Origin of the sequence: Lysinibacillus fusiformis, from assembly GCF_003049525.1 — a bacterium.
GTDB classification, from domain to species: Bacteria; Bacillota; Bacilli; order Bacillales_A; family Planococcaceae; genus Lysinibacillus; species Lysinibacillus fusiformis.
In genome coordinates, this window is record NZ_PYWL01000002.1 from 1 (window position 1) to 18,278 (window position 18,278).

Consider the following 18,278-nt stretch of genomic DNA (forward strand, 5'->3'; position numbering starts at 1 on the left):
TCCCTTTTAGGGAACCATAAAAGCATAATAATATAAATAAAATAACTGTAATAAAATATGGATAATCAGAGTTAAAACTTTCTTCTGCCCAAATAATTGTAAATTTGAGTGAGACGAACGTTGATGAAATTAAATACATGATATATGAAGTAATGATAAATAAATAAAGTGGTCTATTATCTTGTGAAAATTGTTGTTCAAAAAACGAAGTATTATTTAATTTATTGATAATTCTAGAAATAAGGAATGCTAAAATTAATATTGGGATTAAACTTGCCAAAGCGCTTATCCATGCTTCACGTTCGACGATTGTGAAAATGGTAGGAATTAAAATGAAATGTGCTAAAAAACTAACTGATAAAAATAACAAACAATATACATGGATTGGCTGTATAACTTTATTCATTTTATCTTAAACCTCCTTCTAACAATATTGCCCATATTGGTTGCCATCTAACCCCTTGGAGCTTCTAATGAAATCTATACTCACCTCTCGCAATTTTTAGGCTCCTATATTACTCTCATTCAAACTAGTTTCATAGAAAACCTAGCAATAATTCTATTAATATACGTAAAAAACAATCAAAAATAGATTTTGATTGTTTTACACTGTATCCTCCTAATTTTGAAGAGTGGCCAAATAATTCACATACCTTTAAAAATGCTGAAATAGTTTTACAAGGCATGGCATATATTGAACTTTAATTCTCAAATTAGGAGTGGGGTAAGTGAAGGATAGGATGTTATTTTTAAAAGAACTACTGAACTTTGATAAGAAATTTCAGTTCATTATCCAGCAAAATATGGAGCAGCAACAGATTAATTATTTTGAGCTGTGTGAATTAATGGATGAATATTCTTCTTTTATCATAAATCGTGACAATGAAGAACAGTGGGCGAATATGAAGGAATCGAAAGAAATCCTATTATTAACCGACAATTTAAGAATGAACGCGTCTGTTTGTGTGCAAATCTTGGAGAAATATCGAGCGTTATTATTAAGTCATGAACAGGAAGCAGTCACAGATTATTTTCGTAACATTGAAAATTGTATTGGAAAGGAATTTGGCGATTTTGAAATAACTAGTCAGTCGAAGGTACTCTTAATTGGATCTGGATCCTTTCCGATTACCTTATTAATGGTTGCGGAGCGCACGGGAGCAGACGTTTTTGGAATAGATATTGATGATGAAGCCATTCAATTAGGAAAACAGGTAGTCAATAAATTAGGGGATCATTTATCCATTCAAATTGATAAAAAGACGGTAGCGGAGCTCGCAGTAATAAAACAAGTTAGTCATATTATATTTAGCTCAACGGTCAGCAATAAATATGACATTTTAGATCAACTATACGATGTAACAAATAAAGATGTGCTTGTTGCTATGCGCTACGGAAATGGGTTAAAGTCTCTTTTTAATTATCCGATGCAGAAGGTAGATGATACCAAATGGCATATAGTAGAAGAGATTATGCATCCTCAGGATGTATTTGATGTTATTTTATATCAAAAGGTTTAACGAAATTGATAATTGTGTAGAAAGCAAACGTTTTGAATTTAGCAAGGGTTCACATATGGAAAATGATTAGAAAGGCATTTAGAGATTACAATATGTAGTTTCATAAAGCCGCATTAGCGGACGTGTGAATTTAGAGAAATGGTTCTATGTTCAAGCTTTTCATACGTAGTGTAAGCCACCAATTTGTCGAAGGGTGGTTATATTTCAAATTGACAATGATAATCATTATCGATAAGGTGGGGATAGGCGAAGGTCGTCAACCCACCTTTTTGCATTTCATAGGAAGAGGAATTGACCTTACACATCGGCTTTTTATGTCTGTATCCCTTAGATGGAACAGTTTGTAGTCAAAAACGCACAGAACATACAGCTAGGATTCCACCATTATAGGCGGTAAATACAATTTTGAAATGAGGTAATTAATTTGAAAATCGATGTTGAGCAATTAGCAGAGCATTTAGCACATATTCCATTTCAAGTACAGGGGGTATACCGATATGCTAAAAGCACTGGTGTGCCCTATGCTGAATATACAGATTCTTTTCCTGGATTCGTTTTTCCTCTTAACGGAAAAATACAATTTCAATTTAATGGCACCCCGTATATCTTTTCACCAGGAAAAATTGTACATGGTGGTGCAAATATGAAGCTAGATCAAAAAAATTTTGAATATGCGAACTGGGAATATATTCTTGTTCAATACCAAATATGTAACACAGAGCTACAAGAGTCCAGCTTTTCACAGCAGCATTTTGAATTATTGACTGGACAATCTCCTCGTCTTATCGAATTAATTTTGCGTCTTTGGCAGGTGTACAATCAGCGTGGAGGCATTTCGAGGTTTCAAACCGAGATGCTATTTCGAGATGTACTGAATGAGGCTTTATTATGTGTGGTGAATAGTCAAAATAGCAGTGAATCACATACTTTATTCGAACGGGTATGTAACTATATTCATGAGCATTATTATCAAAGCCTTACCATTTCTTGTCTTGCAGAACAAAATCATGTTAATCGAAATCGACTCTCTTATGTATTTAAAAAACATGCAGGGATAGGACCAGCAGAATATTTATTAAAATATCGGATAAACATGGCGCAAAAAATGCTATATACAAGTGAGGCCCCTGTCCAACAAATTGCACAGGCTGTTGGAATTGAAGACCCTTTTTATTTTAGTAGAGTGTTTAAGAAACAATTTGGTATTCCCCCTAAAGAGTATCGAGAGAAGTTCATCAATAATCCATGCTAGTTTCAACAAGCATCCATTCAAAACGATAAATGATTTTACTATACTAATGGCATATCAAGATCATATGTTGGAGGAATTTTGGATGCAAAAGATGAAAGGACTATGTTTCTCAATACTATTATTAGCAGGAATACTAGGAGGCTGTAATGAAACACCAACTGTAAATAAAGAAATATCTACAAATGAAACATCTACTTCAACGGTTCAGCAGGATACTAATGATTGGCCAAGAACAATTAAGGATGCCTTGGGTAAAGAAATAGTGATCGAGAAGAAACCTGAAAAAATAGCTTCCCTTTGGTATTTTTACCCGGAAATATTAGTGGCATTGGGTGAGCCTCCTGCTGCTTCTACAGATAAAGAATATTTATCTTCTTTAGCATATTTAAACGGAAAGCTAGCTTCAACCGAAGAATTAGGAGATAAATTGTCTCCTAGTATTGAAAAAACTCTATCGATTGAGCCTGATTTTATTTTAGCAACAGAACATCATGAAAAACTGTATGAATCACTAGAAAAAATTGCGCCAGTAATTACTTTAAAATCCCAGGATATTTATGAAGATTGGCAATATGGTCTCCGTACAGTAGCTGAGATTATTGGCAAAGAGAACGAAGCTGAAAAAGTAATTGAAAAAATGCTGCAAGCAATTACAACTGGTCGACAAGATTTAAAAACGATTGAAGGAGAGACAGTAGCACTTATCGTGTCATGGGATGGAAAAACTTTTAATGTTTTAGGTGAAGATAATCCTGTTTATACACTTGCGTTTGATAAAGAAAGGGGGTTGGGGCTTACACCAGATACCACATTTAATGGGAAGAGTAATCAATTTTCTGCGTTCGAGGGAATTTCAACTATTCATGCAGACCACATTTTCCTTATAGGTGACATAACAAAAAAAGAAACATTAATGAGTGAGTTAAATCAAAATAATGTTTGGAACAATATGAACGCAGTAAAGAAAGGGAATATTTATTTGATGGATACGTCTGCTATTACGGGTGGTCCATTAGCAATTGAATACGCTTTGCAAAATATAACGAATGCTCTGCAAAAGCACTAAAAAATAAAGTAGAATTCTATCGAAAACAAATAAAACAATAGGGAGAGATGTCTATGAATTATCAAGCTATTAATCTTAATGAGAGTGCAGCTCAAATAAAAGAACTTTGGTCTCCGAAAGTTGTTGGTGAAATACACGATTTCCAATTCAAAGTGGTGAAGATTGATGGGGAATTTATGTGGCATGAGCATCAAGGCGCCGATAAAGTATTTATTGTGCTCGAAGGAGAGCTATTTATTGCTTTTCGCGATGGCCAAGTGAAAGTTTCTCAAGGGGAGATGATTATTATTCCCGGAGGGCCCGAGCACAAGCCTTTCGCCGAAAAAGAATGTCATATCATGTTAGTGGAACCAAAGGAAGTAGTAGACACGGATAGTCATTAACGTAACATGAGTATTGAGCTGCATTGTCAGCTCTTTTTTTATTGAATAAAGGCGGTGATTAATAGTTGTAGATAAATATATCGACTAGAGAATATCGACCTTCTGAAGGATAATTTTATAGGAGTAAAATACCAATAAAATAGAATGTATTATGAGGAAAAAAATGTTGAAAAATACTTATTTTGTAATATAATTATTTGGTAGGGTATCATACTATAGTATTTATTAATTTATCGGAGGTATTTAAATGTCAGACAAAAGTTTTGTAACAACAGTATTACTTTGTTTCTTTTTAGGAGGTCTAGGTGTTCATCGTTTTTATGCTGGTAAAATCGGTACAGGTATTTTAATGTTTTTCACACTAGGTGGATTCGGTATTTGGACAATCATTGATTTAATTATGATTATTCTTGGTAAATTTACTGATAGTGACGGGAACCTTATTAAATCTTAATTGAACATAAGTAGTAAACTATTAAAATAAAAAAGCGATAGGCTTGTACATACAATTTTTTCAGCTTGTTGATTTTATCTATAGTAATAGGATTAAAGAAGGGAGACTTTTCTATATGTCTACCCTTCTTAATTATTTAGTGGCTGATTGCGAATTTTATTACTTAAATAAAGGTAACAATATACTACACTCTTTTTTTATTAGTAATAATAGCTATCATCCATCATTTCTACTGCAAACCCTATTACAAATGAAATAACCAAGACAATAATTGAAATAGCTATACCAAACAAAGCATATATTAATGCTGATTTTGCAGCTTTAGGTTGTGAATCTTTCCAGACAACATAGATAATAATTCCAAGTATAGGGGAGCAGCATAAACTGAGTACATTAATCCAAATGTTTGGTGTATCATCTTTTGCAGTAGTTACTTGACCGCTAAACTTTAATACGTTAACACCACAATGTACACAAATTTCGGCATTCTCGTTAATGCTAGAACCACAATTAGGACAATACATATTTATACCTCCTGCATCTTAAAAAATGCCCTTTTGCAACTATCGCCTGCTGTTTTAGCAATAGGTTTAGTACTGATAACGTATGGTTGTACGCCTCTTCTAGTGTAATTTCAACTAAATCCAAACTATGTTCACTACAATACTTACAATACATATGTAATCCCTCGTTTTAGTAACTCAAAAATCCAATAAGGAGCATGGCAATATAGAATAATATGATAATTCCTATATTAATAAAGAAGAACATTAAAGCTGATTTAGCAGCAATTGGTTTTTCGTCTTTCCAAACAAAGAACAGAATTAATCCCACAAGTGGAACGCAGCAAAGTGTAATTATGTTAACAGCCCAGTTTGGTTTGTCTTCACCACTTGCATTTTTTACACGTACACCACAGTGGATACAAATTTCTGCATGCTCCGAAATTTGTTCGCCACAATTTTTACAATACATAATAGTACCTCCAATATCCTGCTATAGATTTTTTCCAACATATTGACCAAATAAAAAAAATTGGTAGCCAATAGTGTAGAAGAGATAAATAATACCGATTCCACCAGGTAATCCAGTGAAGAACCGTCTAATATTATTACTTGTCCATTTACCAAATAATTGTCCAATACCATCGATAGCCATTGGTAAAATTAATAAGGCTATAATCCATAAATCAAATCTTCCAAAACATATGACTAATATTACGGATAAAAAATAGCCTACTGCCATACCAGTACATCTTGCACATAGGGGGAATTTTCTCCCATTATAATGAAATGAACGGTCTGGCATTTGATGGCAAAAGAAAACAACCTTCAATAAAAAATTAATACTATTTACCAAATTTGTAAACTCCTTTATTATTCTAGCGTATAGTATATAACATAAATAGTATTTATGGAATATACTACATAATTTAGTTTTTAATATAAAATGAAGCTAACGGAGAACAATATCATGAATAGCTGACGAGTAGATGAGACTCCTCAGCTTTTTACAGTTAATGAGATTATCGCATTGTAAAAAATTAAGGAGAAAGTGAGCCTATGTCTTGGTTACAACCATTTAATGTTTGTGGGAACTAGGGGGCACATTTACGCTTTTGTTCATAGTTATATAAGCCGAAATAGTTGAATGAAACGTTACGGGAAAAAAGGACTGTTATTACTGCTCTTATTCATATTGTAAAAGTTTAGTATGGATTATTTTACATAGTATTTAGAATATTAATAATAAATTAGAATGTTTTTATTATTTTTCTGTTAAAATTATTATGTTAACCAATATTTTGGTAATGTTAATTGGATTTAAAATTTTCCTTATTAAATAGGGATGGGGAGGTATTACTCTAAGTATGAGTAAATGGAGGAAATCGAAGAAATCGAAGTATTTAAAAGCAATAACAGCAATGGCTTTAACGGCTTCAGCCGTAGTAGTTGTAGCACCGATTGCATCAGAAGCAAGTAGCTTCAAGGATGTACATCGAACGCATCCATTTTATGACGACATTAAAAATTTAAATGATCGGGGCATTATTAATGGGTTCCAAGATGGCACATTTAAACCTGAACAAAACTTAACACGTGGACAAGCTGCTAAAATTATTGCAAGTGTATTAGAACTGGATACATTGAATGTTAGCAATCCCAACTTTAAAGATATTCCCACTACTCATCAATACTTTGGAGCTATTGCTGCTTTAAAGCAAGAGGGGATTATTGATGGCTATGAAGATGGAACATTCCGTCAGGGCGATTATATTGAGCGTAACCATGTAGCAAAAATTTTAGCGAACGCCTTCCATTTAAAAGCTTCGAATACAAATTCATTACCATTCACAGATGTGCGCGCTGATTACAAGGAAGCAATCGCTGCTTTATATGAAAACAACGTAACGACTGGTAAAACAACTACATTATTTGATGGTTCTTCAAATGTAACACGAGGGCAAATGGCTGCATTTATTACTCGTTCAGAAGCTGTTGGTCATCCGATTTTCCAACCTTCACAAAGTGTAACGTTTAAAGTTGAAGAATATGCGGCGAGTGAAATTACTATTAATGGAAAGACGTATTATTTTGATGATTCGGTAAAATCAATCTTTACTACTGAAAATAAGACTGCACTTACGGGGGCAGAAATTACAGCAACTATTAAAAATGGTGTTATAACAAAAGTAAATAATGTTGTTTTAAATAAGGCAGGTTCAGCAGAGAAGGAAGTTGTATTCAAGACAAATGCAACGCTCGATTCAATAAAGATTAACGCAGATGCTGTGATAGTTAAAAATGTATCGATTACAGGAAATGCAATTATTAGCTCAAATGTTAAAGCAAAAGTGGCATTTGATGGTGCTACAATTACTGGCGATATAATAGCAGAAGCCATAGATGGAGCAAAAGCTTCATTAGAAAATAAAAATGCAAGTCAAACTACACCTGTATTGACAATCAAAAATTCGCAAACAGGAAAAGTCCATGTCAAACGCAATAATATCTCAATTATGTCGAACTCGGTTATTCCAGAAATCATTATTACAGCTACTATTTCTGCTATAAATATTGAGGGAGCTGTAAAGAAGGTAACAATAGAATCTACGGCAAAACTGAAAATGACTGGAAATGTAAATTTTGAACGACTATTGCTTTCAACGGCCGTGGAATTAGCGTTGAATGTTGGTGGTGTAGTTAATTATTTATCGGTTCTAAACGCCGATGCTCGAATTACAATCGGTTCAGGTTTAATGATCAATACGTTGTCGATTCCAGCGGGTTCAACTGTAACAAAGATTATGACGAACTATGCAGCAGTTGCTTCCCAAATTAAGGCCGTTATTGGAGGTTCTTCGCCAAGCACTGGGGTTCCAAACAATGGCGGAGGAAATGTAGCACCCGATCCAGTTATTCCACCAGAAAAAGTAATTGAATTTAATGTCAAGAATGCTGAAGAATTAAAACAAGCATTAAAACAAGCAAAAGCAGGAGATTTAATTAAGTTAATGGCTCCAGTGACTATAGATATAACGTTAACAGATTTAGTAATGTTTGATTTGAATGGTTATACCTTGAATGGAAATGTAACGATAACAGCCCCAACAGCTAAAGGGAGATATACTTTCATGCCAGCTGGTAGTACGGGTACGATTTCAGGAGATTTAATCATTGATGCACCAAATGTAAACATCAGTTTAGATGGATTAACTGTTGAAGGACACACAGTAATTGAATAATAACTTTCACGTAAATTCCTTTGCAAAATAGAGAAAAGGATGAACGATAAAAAATCATAAGGAGCTTAACGAATGAAGAAATATGAATTTAATTTCGTTTCTAAAATAGCTTTATCATTTTTACTTATAATATCTATGATTTTGCCTTCCTTAACAGTTGTAAAGGCGGAAACGACAGAAGCCACTTCAATTGACTTTGTTGGACTTGATCCAACAGAACAGACTGAGCCAGCTAATCCTTCAGTCACTGAAGGAACAATTGCCGAAGCTCGTGCAGCTGTTGGAAAAGACCAAACATTTCAAATTCAAGGGACCGTTACGACAAAACCTGGTAGCTGGGGAGGCAAGGCCTTCTATGTACAGGATGAGTCTGCAGGGGTTTATGTTTTCTCTAGTTCTACAGAAGCAGGGAACTTAGCTGTTGGAGATATTGTCAAAATCACAGGGAAAACGAGTTTATATAGTGGAGAAGTTCAATTTAATTCACCGACAATTGAACGTATTTTTATAGGGACAGCACCTGCACCGCAAATAGTGAATCTACCACTTGAAGATAGCTTACAAGGTACATTAATTACACTTGAAAATGTGAAGATTAAAGATTTAGCGTCATCTGGTACGAATGGAACATTTGAGTTTAAAGCCGTTGATGCAGAAAATAACGAGCTAGTAATTCGCCATGATAACCGTACAGGCTATCAATTCTCTCAATTTGTAGCAGATGGGTTCAATAACAATGATGTAATTACAGTGACAGGGATTGCTTCCATTTTTAACGGGACCTATCAATTAAAAACCTTAAGCGCGGAAAGTTTCCAATTAATAGGGAACTACGAGCCTACACAAGTAGCGAATGTTAAAGCTTATCCAGCAACGGGTGAAGTTTTTGCAGGGTCAAAAGTAACATTGTCTACAGATACACCAAACGCAACAATCTATTACACGATAGATGGTTCTGAACCGTCAACAGCTAGTGAGGTTTATGATGCAGCAGCGGGCATTGTTGTAAATGCAGCAATGACGATCAAAGCATTTGCTACAGCAACTGGCTTAAACAATAGCGAAATTAAATCCTTTGATTTTACAGTTAAAGATGCGCCAGCCACTATTTCAATTACGGAAGCACGTAATAAAGAAATAGGACAAGTAGTAATCGTATCGGGTATTGTAACAGCAAAATTAGAAACTGCTACTGCTCACATTCAAGATGAAGAGGGTGCGGCGATTGCCATTTACCCTGTAGATAGTCTTACTGCAAATGTCGGCGATTTGGTGACGGTGCAAGGTCAAGTTGCTGAATATAGCGGACTAAAGCAATTAACAAATATTTCACTTGTTGGCATGCCTATTCCTTCTAAACTACCAGGGGCAAACATTATTAAAAGTATTGAGGTTGCAGAAGACAATGAATCGAAATTAGTAACGATTAAAAATGTAGCCATTACTGGTTCAGGTCAAAATTTTACCGGAACTGATGATGTAGGCACATTTGCTATTTACGATAAAACACGTGACTCAGGTTTAGTAAGTGGAAAAACGTATGGGGAAATTACCGGTATTGTTGGTCAATATACAAATCATCAACTACTCCCGATTCGCATTATTGAAGATGTAACAAAGGTTCAGGATATTAAAGCTTCTCACGTTGGTGGGGTAACAGCGGGTACAAACGTTACACTTTCTACCATGACAGAAGATGCAACGATTTATTATACAGTGGACGGCTCAGCACCAACTACAGCTAGTACAAAATATACAGGGGAAATTCTTGTTAATAAACCGTTGACGATTAAAGCGATTGCAGTAAAAGAAGGTTTAACGAATAGTGCGATTGCTACATTTGTTTATGAGATTATTGATACTGAAAATGCCACAATTAGCGATATTCAAGGGCCAAGTCATATATCACCATATGTCGATTTAACAGTAAGTGATGTAGAAGGAATTGTAACATTCGTTATTAATTCAAGTAGCTTCATTATGCAAGAGGGCGATTCGACATTCGATGGCGTAAAATCAACAGCGATCAAGGTAAGTAAGTCGGGACATAATGTAGCAGTAGGAGATGTTATTAAAGTATCAGGGAATGTAACTGAAGTGGGTGGAAACTCTCGATTAAGAGATACGCAAATTTCAGCAACGAATATCACAAAAACAGGTACAGCAGAAGTTCCAAAAGTACTTGTTATAGGAGAGGACCTATCCCCACCAAATAAAATTATTGATAATGATGGCTTTGCTATTTTTGATCCACAAGAAGATGGTATTGATTTTTGGGAATCTATTGAATATATGCGAGTATCATTCCCTGATGCGAGAGTGATTGGACCAATTTATAATAATGATTCACCAATTGTTGTACCGAGCACAACAAATAATACATTTAATGTGAATGGCGGTTTAAATATTGCAGCCGACGATTATAATCCAGAAAAAATTATGCTTGAAGGGGTAGCAGGAAAAAATTATGATTCGGGTGATCGTTTTAATGATCCACTTATCGGATTTGTAGAAAACTTTACAGATGGCTATCGACTGAACACGAATAAAGTCTTCTCTGATGTGACAAAGGCAAATCTTCAGCAAGAAGTGACGCATCTTGAACCAGTGGCGGACAAGTTAAATGTCGCTTCCTATAATATCGAAAACTTTTCGAATAATCCTGCCAATACATCTAATGAAAAAGTAGACAGAATTGCAGCGACATTTGTGAAAAATATGAAGTCACCAGATATTATTACATTAGTCGAAGTACAAGATAATGATGGACAAATTGATTCAGGAAATGCTGATGCATCTGAAAGCTATATGCGATTAATTAATGCAATTAAAGCTGCGGGTGGCCCTGCTTATGATTGGATTGACGTAATGCCTATTAATAATACAGTAGGCGGTGCGCCTGGTGGTAATATTCGTGTAGGCTACTTATATAATCCGACACGTGTTTCTTTAGTGACTGGTACAAAGGGAGCGGGTGACCAAGCGAATGGGTGGACAGCAGATGGAAGCCTTGCTTTAAATCCAGGCTTTGTTGATCCAACTAAATTTGCAGATACACGTAAACCAATTGCGGCGGAATTCAAATTCCAGGAAGAGCATGTAGTCATTATAGGAGCGCACTTAAATTCTAAAGGAGGCGATGGTTCACTTTGGGGACCAACTCAGCCGCCAGTGTTAGAATCAGTAACAAAACGTCTTCAGCTTGCTCAAGCCATCAATGATTTTATCGATGAAGGTCTTGCCATCAATCCGGATATAAATATCATTGTAGCAGGGGACATGAATGACTTTGAATTCACACCAGCACTTGAAACATTAAAAGGTGATGTTTTAACGAATATGGTGGATAAAGCCCCAGAGACTGATCGTTTTACGTACTTCTTCCAAGGGAACAATCAAGTGTTGGATCATATTTTAGTTTCGAATAATCTTGCTAACGTTACGGCTATAGACTTGATTCATATTAATGCGAACTTTACAGAAGCGCAGGGGAGAGCATCGGATCATGACCCTGTATTAGTTCAAATTGATTTGAAAGCAGGAAAAGAAGAAATACCAACACCAATAGTACCTGAAAATGTATATAGCTTTAATAACTATAAGACTGGTAAATTAATAATGAATCGTCCAAGCATTTCATTAACGTTAGGAAAAAATACTAATATTAAAAATGGAATTGCAGTATTTAGTCAATATGCCGAATTCCATGGTGAAGGATTTGCAGACAAAACTGTAACAATCAGTCCTAAAAAAGGAAATGCGATTATTGATTTTAAAGGTACGGAAATTGGTGAAATTATTATCGAAGGAAAAAATGTAAAAGAAATTCGTAATTTACCTGCTGGAGCGACTATAACGTATACAAAAGGGGCTTCTGCTGAGGAAATTGAATTTAAGTAATAACTACTTGCAGTAAGAATGTTAGGCATATGTCAATCATTTAGTGGCTTGTTAATTTAAACTGCATGGATCATATTCATGAAGATCAGTATGCCATTCCAAACCCATTTGGAGTGGCTTTTACTTTTCTCATCTTATCAATATCTATGAAAAATGGAGAGTGGGTTCATTTTCATAAAATAGATAAAAAGAATTACCTTTATAAAGTGAATAGATGTACTTCAACTAACGGTGCTTAGTCGGTATTTTAGGCATGAAAACGAAAAATTTGACGAGAAAAAACTAAATAGATATTATAGATATGTTAAGTCCTTAATAGAGTGATTAGACCCAACCAGCTAAACTGTATCTTTTTTTATTGAGATCAATGACTCATATATAATTGGCTTAACAAATGGAATGAAAAAGATATCATACATATAATTAGCGATGTCTTTTGTCTTAATTGCAGATATTAAAGGTCTGTAATATATTGTGATATGGAGGGAAATAATGATGAATCAATACGATTGTATGATTATAGGTGGAGGCCCTGCTGGGTTAAGTGCTGCCTTAACATTAGGAAGAGCGCGCAGAAAGGTTGCACTAGTTGATAATGGAACAAATCGGAATCGTGTAACTCAGGAGTCACATGGTTTTTTAACAAGAGATGGGATAAAGCCACAAGAATTTAAGAATCTCGCAAGTAAAGATATAGAATCTTATCCTTCTATAACAATGATGGATCAAACCGTCATAGAAATAATTAAAGATGATATAACTGGTTTATTTCTAGTCAATACTTCGGAAAATAAAACTTATGTAACTGAAAAAATACTGTTAGCTACTGGAATACAAGAGGAATTTCCACTCCCGCAAATCAGACAATATTATGGTAAAAGTTTGTTTAGCTGTCCATATTGCGATGGTTGGGAGCTGCGAGACAAGCCATTGGCTATCATTGCAGAAAACGAGGAGCATATTAGTCATATGACGAAATTGGTTTTTAATTGGTCACAGGATTTAATTGTTTTTACGAATGGTCATCAACTTTCCAAGAAGATTCAAAATGATTTTGAACAAAAGAAAATTAAGGCGTATACAAATACTATTAAAGATTTACATGGGGATGATGGTAACTTATCTAGTGTTGAATTAGAAACAGGTGACAATATTTTAAGAGCGGGTGGTTTTATTGTGCCAAGTTTTTATCGTCCCAATAAATTTGCTAAACAGCTAAATTGTCAAGTTGATGAAAACGGAACAATTATGACTGATGGTGCTGGACGAACAACTGCGGCTGGAATATATATTGCTGGTGAAACGGAAAAGGGTGGTCCCTCTTCTTTAATGATTGCAGCTGCGGAAGGCTTTAAGGCTGCTTCAAGCATAAACATGGATATAACAATAGAAAGATTTTAAATTTATGGTTAGCTGATGAGTCATATAAAATTCATCAGCTATTTTGAATATGACTAGTCAAGCTGGCGGAGAATGAACTTGGATATGTTATACTATAAATAAATATAGAATAACTAGAAAAGGTACATATTCATTGTAAATTAGCTGAAAAGTGTAGAACCGTTGGTTGCCTCTCACCTGTATGTTGAGCACATTTTAGTAGTCTTCGTAATGTTATGACGACTACTAAAATGTGTCATCATCGTAAGAGAGGAGTCCTACTTTAGACTAGTACAATAAAAAATCTACGAAGATAGGATGTATAGAGTAGGATGCGAGATTTACATCATACTCATAGTTTTAGACATAATTGCATCTTTACTGTAAAGGAAGATGCCTTTTTTATGTATAAAATTACTAGGGTGGCTACGTTTTTAGGTAAATAAGCGACTATTATTTTTGTTCCTATTTTTTAATAAAATAATGCTATCGCTACATGGTTATATTTTATATGATTATGTTTTAGTTCGTTCTACAAGGTTATGTCAGAAAATATGAATAGTCTCAAATTGATGAACTTTTATTTCTCGATTTACTTTTTATATAAAGGATGGTACACTTAAAACTATCGAAAAACAATATATTGTGTTCGTTTTGTGTAGGTACTACTATATGTAGTTTAATAGGGAAGTTCGGTACTATTCCGACGCTGTCCCCGCAACTGTGAAGCTGACGATGATTGTAACCACTGTGTGCATTCGCATGGGAAGGAAATCAGAGATTGAAGCAAAGCCAGGAGACCTGCCTATATAAAACAAATTTATCATTTCTTCGGGGATTAAGAGATGGGAACGTCCGTATTTTTAGTATGTTAACGTTTCCATTTAAGCTATCTCTCTAGAAGAGGTAGCTTTTTTATTTTATGAAAAGAGGGATTACTATGAAACTTTATACAAAAACAATCTGTCCAAAATGCCTTTGGGTAAAATCCGAATTACAACGAGCAGGACTTGAAGCTGAAATTGTTAATATTGATCACGATGAACAAGCGAAAAAAACAATTATAGATGCAGGTTTTTTAAGTGTGCCTGTTTTAGAGGTAGATGAAACATTTATAGGTGAGGTTCAGGAAATTGTTTCTCGTATTGAGATGATTACACTATGATCGTTTACGCTAGTCGTACAGGAAATGTCCGTAATGTAGTATCTAAATTAAGGGCAGAATCTATTGAACTCTCTGAGGAATTAAGCTTGAATAAGCCTTATCTTTTAATTACATATACAGATGGCTTAGGTGACATTCCGGCAAAAGTGCAACGTTTTTTAGAGAAAAATAGAGATTTTTGTAAAGGAGTAGTTGCTAGTGGCAATAGTAACTTCGGACATCATGTCTTTGGCGCTGCTGGGGAAAAAATTGCTACTACCTATCATGTACCCTTAGTGAGGAAGTTAGATTTGCGTGGCAATCAAACAGATTATGAAGCAATACAAATGTTTTATGAAACGAGGGTAATGGGATGAAAACTTATTTAAAGCTTAATAATGACGTACTGAATCGTTATAGTACAACGGGACTACTAGAGCTAGAAAAGGACCGTGAGGCTACTCGCCGCTACTTTTTAGAATATGTCAACGTACGTTTACGTTATTTTATAGATATAGAGGAAAAAATCCGCTATTTAGTGGATGAGGGTTACTACGAGAAAGATTTTATCGACATGTACGAGATGGATTTTATAAAGATGCTGTACAAAAAAGCATATGATTATAATTTCCGCTTCCCATCATTTATGAGTGCAAGCAAATTTTATGACAGCTATGCTATGAAAAGTCGTGATGGTGAAGAAATCTTAGAAAAATATGAGGACCGTATTGTCATTATTGCCCTGTACTTAGCACAAGGGAATACTGTGCTAGCAAAGAGTTCTGTTGAAGCGATGATGGAAGCCTATCAGCCTGCAACACCTACTGCATTAAATAGTGGGAAAAAAGCCCGTGGTGAATTAGTCAGTTGCTTTAAATTATCAATGGATGATTCTATGAATAGCATTGCTGAAAATATTGGTTATTGTTTAGAGCTATCACGCCTAGGCGGAGGGGTCGGGGTCAACTTAACGGATTTACGACCTTTAGGTGATCCAATTAAAGAAATATTAAACCGTGCAAGTGGAGTTATCCCAGTTGCAAAACTATTAGAAAATTCATTTAGTTATTCTAATCAGCTCGGTCAACGAAATGGCTCAGGAGTTGTTTACCTAAATATCTTCCATGCAGATATAGAGAATTTCATTTCATCAAAAAAACCAAATGCTGATGATAAAATTCGCCTCGCAACACTATCAACAGGAATTATTATTCCAAGTATTTTCTTCGATCTGATGAAACGTGATAAAGATATAGTGTTATTTAGTCCATATGATATTTTTAAAGTATATGGTAAACGAATGTCGGAAATTTCAATTTCAGAAATGTACTATGAACTACTTGATAATCCTAAAATCCGTAAAATTAAACGTTTGAATGCGCGTAGACTCTATACTGAGGTGAAAAAAGCTCAATTTGAATCAGGTTATCCTTTTGAAATTTTTGATGATAATGTCAATGAAGTACATCCACTAAAAAATATCGGTCGTGTAAAAATGTCAAACCTATGTACTGAAATCTTGCAAGTTCAAGAAACTAGTGTCATCACAGATCAAGATCAACCAAACGAATATGGGTTAGATGTGTCGTGTAATTTAGGGTCAATTGATATTCATGCAGCGAGTAAAGTAAATGATTTTGAAACATTAATCGATACAGCTATGCACTTATTAACAAATGTGTCACAAATGACATACATCAAAAATGTCCCATCGGTGGCAAAAGCGAATCGATTAATGCACTCAGTAGGGCTAGGTTGTATGAATCTCCATGGACATCTTGTTACGGAGGGCATTATGTATGGCTCGAAAGATTCTATTGATTTCATGGACCGTTTTATGGAAGCAATGAACTATTATTCTCTTAAATCATCGATGGAAATGGCTAAAGAAAAAGCAGAAACGTTCTACCGATTTGAAGATAGCGATTATGCTTCCGGTAGCTATTTTGATCAATATGTAAATAAGAATGAAGAAGAGCTATCATCTGCTGTGTTAAAAGCACTTGGCAACATTCCAATTATCACTAATAAAATGTGGGAATTATTAAAGGAAGATGTTATGGAATATGGTCTATTTCATTCCTATCGTTTAGCGATAGCACCAACCGGCAGTATTTCGTATATTCGTAGCTGTACGGCATCCATCTCTCCTTGTACAGAGCGTGTAGAGGTCCGTGATTATGCAGATAGTCGCACGATTTATCCAATGCCACATTTAACAAACGAAAACAGTCATTTATATGTTGAGGCCTATGATGTTGATCCTTATGATTTAATTGATTTATACGCAGCTTCTCAAAAACACGTTGACCAAGGTATTTCACTGACTCTTTATGTCACTGACAATTGGACAACAGAACAACTAGCTAAAGTATACATTTATGCATGGGTTAAAGGGATTAAGTCCGTTTACTATGTTCGTCAACGATTACAAAGCTTAGAGGAGTGTGTAGCATGTCAAATATAGTGTATGAGGCAGTCAACTGGAATAAGGCAACAAGTGAACTTGCCCAAATTTTCTGGGACCAGCAATGGAAGCAAATTTGGTTTCCTGAAGAAATTGCTGTGAGTAAAGATATTAAACAGTGGAAAAGTTTTGAGCATCAGGACACATATAAAAAAGTGTTTGCAGGACTGACTTTGCTTGATACCGTTCAGACGAATATAGGGATGAATCGTGTTGCTGCTTATACAGACGATTTACAGGAAAAGGCTGTATTAACCGTTTTTGATGCATTTGAGGCAATACATGCTAAATCATATTCTTATATATTTACAACGCTTTGTACAAACGAGGAGATAGACGAGCTTTTTGAATGGGTAAAGAAAAATGAATATTTACAATATAAGGCAAATAAGATTGCGGATATTTATAATAGTATAGAAGAAGGGGACTCTGAGAGCTTATGGAAAGCGATGTTTTCATCCGTTATGCTTGAATCTTTCCTTTTCTATTCTGGATTTTTCTACCCATTATACTTAGGTGGACAAGGTTTTTTAAGAAACAGTGCTGAAATTATTTCTCTCATTTTGCGCGACGAGTCCATTCATGGCGTAGCGGTAGGGTTTTTTGCTCAAAATCTATATAAGCAATTTTCTAAAGAAAAACAAGAATCCTTACAATTATGGGGTTATGAATTATTGCTGGATTTATATCAAAATGAAATGAAATATACCGAGGATATTTATGCGGAGACAGGATTATCGCCTGAGGTAAAAGCCTATGTGCGTTATAATGCTAATAAGGCCTTAATGAATGTCGGCTTTGAAGCCATGTTCCCTGAAGAAGAAGTGAATCCGATCGTCATGAATGGAATTCGTAATGAGGGCTCCACATATGATTTCTTTTCACAAAAGGGGGCTACCTATGCCAAAGCAAAAGTAGCGCCAATTACAGATGACACATTTAATTTTAATCGTTAGGATGAAGAACA

At 34.9% G+C, this 18,278-nt stretch carries 15 protein-coding genes, 1 pseudogene and 1 riboswitch; of the genes and pseudogenes, 12 read left to right on the forward strand and 4 right to left on the reverse strand.

All coding sequences use genetic code 11. From position 1 onward, the window contains the following. A pseudogene (locus C9J29_RS04955) lies at nucleotides 1-406 on the reverse strand (GerAB/ArcD/ProY family transporter); the annotation flags it as partial. A gap of 322 nt (nucleotides 407-728) precedes the next feature. On the opposite strand from C9J29_RS04955, the gene C9J29_RS04960 reads away from it, so the two are divergent. The 5 genes from C9J29_RS04960 (at nucleotide 729) to C9J29_RS04980 (ending at nucleotide 4,675) form a co-directional block, all read left to right on the forward strand. Next, nucleotides 729-1,520: a nicotianamine synthase family protein gene (locus C9J29_RS04960; RefSeq protein ID WP_237068748.1), complete on the forward strand. Its 792-nt coding sequence runs from the start codon at nucleotides 729-731 to the stop codon at nucleotides 1,518-1,520. Between the two features lie 424 nt (nucleotides 1,521-1,944). Further along, nucleotides 1,945-2,772, forward strand: a complete 828-nt coding sequence (locus C9J29_RS04965; RefSeq protein WP_107921744.1) for a helix-turn-helix transcriptional regulator — start codon at nucleotides 1,945-1,947, stop codon at nucleotides 2,770-2,772. Between the two features lie 82 nt (nucleotides 2,773-2,854). Beyond that, the gene (locus C9J29_RS04970; protein ID WP_107921745.1) at nucleotides 2,855-3,838 is read left to right on the forward strand and encodes an ABC transporter substrate-binding protein; all 984 of its coding nucleotides are present in this window, start codon (nucleotides 2,855-2,857) and stop codon (nucleotides 3,836-3,838) included. Between the two features lie 53 nt (nucleotides 3,839-3,891). Beyond that, on the forward strand, nucleotides 3,892-4,221 hold the full coding sequence (locus tag C9J29_RS04975) for a cupin domain-containing protein (RefSeq protein WP_043989758.1): 330 nt from the start codon (nucleotides 3,892-3,894) through the stop codon (nucleotides 4,219-4,221). 247 nt (nucleotides 4,222-4,468) lie between these two features. Then, complete coding sequence (locus tag C9J29_RS04980; protein WP_107921746.1) at nucleotides 4,469-4,675, forward strand: TM2 domain-containing protein; 207 nt, start codon at nucleotides 4,469-4,471, stop codon at nucleotides 4,673-4,675. A 200-nt stretch (nucleotides 4,676-4,875) separates the two neighbouring features. Here C9J29_RS04980 and C9J29_RS04985 read toward each other — a convergent pair whose 3' ends face one another. From C9J29_RS04985 to C9J29_RS04995, 3 genes are all read right to left on the reverse strand, one after another. Beyond that, nucleotides 4,876-5,199: a zinc-ribbon domain-containing protein gene (locus C9J29_RS04985; RefSeq protein WP_107921747.1), complete on the reverse strand. Its 324-nt coding sequence runs from the start codon at nucleotides 5,197-5,199 to the stop codon at nucleotides 4,876-4,878. A 169-nt stretch (nucleotides 5,200-5,368) separates the two neighbouring features. Further along, nucleotides 5,369-5,650 carry a zinc-ribbon domain-containing protein gene (locus C9J29_RS04990; RefSeq protein ID WP_107921748.1) on the reverse strand — a complete coding sequence of 94 codons (282 nt, stop codon included), beginning with the start codon at nucleotides 5,648-5,650 and terminating at the stop codon, nucleotides 5,369-5,371. A 21-nt stretch (nucleotides 5,651-5,671) separates the two neighbouring features. Next, complete coding sequence (locus tag C9J29_RS04995) at nucleotides 5,672-6,034, reverse strand: DUF2085 domain-containing protein (RefSeq protein WP_237068749.1); 363 nt, start codon at nucleotides 6,032-6,034, stop codon at nucleotides 5,672-5,674. Nucleotides 6,035-6,545: 511 nt separating this feature from the next. Between C9J29_RS04995 and C9J29_RS05000 the strand changes: the two genes are divergently transcribed. The 7 genes from C9J29_RS05000 to nrdF all read left to right on the forward strand — a co-directional run bounded on the left by C9J29_RS05000 (nucleotide 6,546) and on the right by nrdF (nucleotide 18,267). Beyond that, nucleotides 6,546-8,420, forward strand: a complete 1,875-nt coding sequence (locus C9J29_RS05000; RefSeq protein WP_237068750.1) for an S-layer homology domain-containing protein — start codon at nucleotides 6,546-6,548, stop codon at nucleotides 8,418-8,420. A 72-nt stretch (nucleotides 8,421-8,492) separates the two neighbouring features. Further along, a complete protein-coding gene (locus C9J29_RS05005) occupies nucleotides 8,493-12,320 on the forward strand; it encodes a chitobiase/beta-hexosaminidase C-terminal domain-containing protein (RefSeq protein WP_107921749.1) in 3,828 nt (1,275 codons plus the stop codon). Nucleotides 12,321-12,815: 495 nt separating this feature from the next. Further along, nucleotides 12,816-13,721, forward strand: coding sequence for an NAD(P)/FAD-dependent oxidoreductase (locus C9J29_RS05010; protein ID WP_115648616.1), 906 nt, complete (start codon nucleotides 12,816-12,818; stop codon nucleotides 13,719-13,721). 622 nt (nucleotides 13,722-14,343) lie between these two features. Continuing rightward, nucleotides 14,344-14,523, forward strand: a riboswitch (cobalamin riboswitch). Between the two features lie 117 nt (nucleotides 14,524-14,640). Beyond that, a complete protein-coding gene (locus C9J29_RS05015; protein ID WP_107921750.1) occupies nucleotides 14,641-14,865 on the forward strand; it encodes a glutaredoxin family protein in 225 nt (74 codons plus the stop codon). After that, a complete protein-coding gene (nrdI, locus tag C9J29_RS05020; RefSeq protein ID WP_025114201.1) occupies nucleotides 14,862-15,221 on the forward strand; it encodes a class Ib ribonucleoside-diphosphate reductase assembly flavoprotein NrdI in 360 nt (119 codons plus the stop codon). The genes C9J29_RS05015 and nrdI overlap by 4 nt, the downstream gene beginning before the upstream one ends. After that, nucleotides 15,218-17,311 carry a class 1b ribonucleoside-diphosphate reductase subunit alpha gene (gene nrdE / locus C9J29_RS05025; protein ID WP_107921751.1) on the forward strand — a complete coding sequence of 698 codons (2,094 nt, stop codon included), beginning with the start codon at nucleotides 15,218-15,220 and terminating at the stop codon, nucleotides 17,309-17,311. The genes nrdI and nrdE overlap by 4 nt, the downstream gene beginning before the upstream one ends. Then, complete coding sequence (gene nrdF / locus C9J29_RS05030) at nucleotides 17,299-18,267, forward strand: class 1b ribonucleoside-diphosphate reductase subunit beta (RefSeq protein ID WP_008174439.1); 969 nt, start codon at nucleotides 17,299-17,301, stop codon at nucleotides 18,265-18,267. The genes nrdE and nrdF overlap by 13 nt, the downstream gene beginning before the upstream one ends. Nucleotides 18,268-18,278 lie beyond the last annotated feature (11 nt).

What these genes read in the sequence shown, in the direction of transcription:
- C9J29_RS04970 (WP_107921745.1), top strand. Translation starts at nt 2,855, where the DNA reads ATGCAAAAGATGAAAGGACTATGTTTCTCAATACTATTATTAGCAGGA.
- C9J29_RS04975 (WP_043989758.1), top strand. Translation starts at nt 3,892, where the DNA reads ATGAATTATCAAGCTATTAATCTTAATGAGAGTGCAGCTCAAATAAAA.
- C9J29_RS04980 (WP_107921746.1), top strand. Translation starts at nt 4,469, where the DNA reads ATGTCAGACAAAAGTTTTGTAACAACAGTATTACTTTGTTTCTTTTTA.
- C9J29_RS04985 (WP_107921747.1), bottom strand. Translation starts at nt 5,199, where the DNA reads ATGTATTGTCCTAATTGTGGTTCTAGCATTAACGAGAATGCCGAAATT.
- C9J29_RS04990 (WP_107921748.1), bottom strand. Translation starts at nt 5,650, where the DNA reads ATGTATTGTAAAAATTGTGGCGAACAAATTTCGGAGCATGCAGAAATT.
- C9J29_RS05000 (WP_237068750.1), top strand. Translation starts at nt 6,546, where the DNA reads ATGAGTAAATGGAGGAAATCGAAGAAATCGAAGTATTTAAAAGCAATA.
- C9J29_RS05005 (WP_107921749.1), top strand. Translation starts at nt 8,493, where the DNA reads ATGAAGAAATATGAATTTAATTTCGTTTCTAAAATAGCTTTATCATTT.
- C9J29_RS05010 (WP_115648616.1), top strand. Translation starts at nt 12,816, where the DNA reads ATGAATCAATACGATTGTATGATTATAGGTGGAGGCCCTGCTGGGTTA.
- C9J29_RS05015 (WP_107921750.1), top strand. Translation starts at nt 14,641, where the DNA reads ATGAAACTTTATACAAAAACAATCTGTCCAAAATGCCTTTGGGTAAAA.
- nrdI (WP_025114201.1), top strand. Translation starts at nt 14,862, where the DNA reads ATGATCGTTTACGCTAGTCGTACAGGAAATGTCCGTAATGTAGTATCT.
- nrdE (WP_107921751.1), top strand. Translation starts at nt 15,218, where the DNA reads ATGAAAACTTATTTAAAGCTTAATAATGACGTACTGAATCGTTATAGT.
- nrdF (WP_008174439.1), top strand. Translation starts at nt 17,299, where the DNA reads ATGTCAAATATAGTGTATGAGGCAGTCAACTGGAATAAGGCAACAAGT.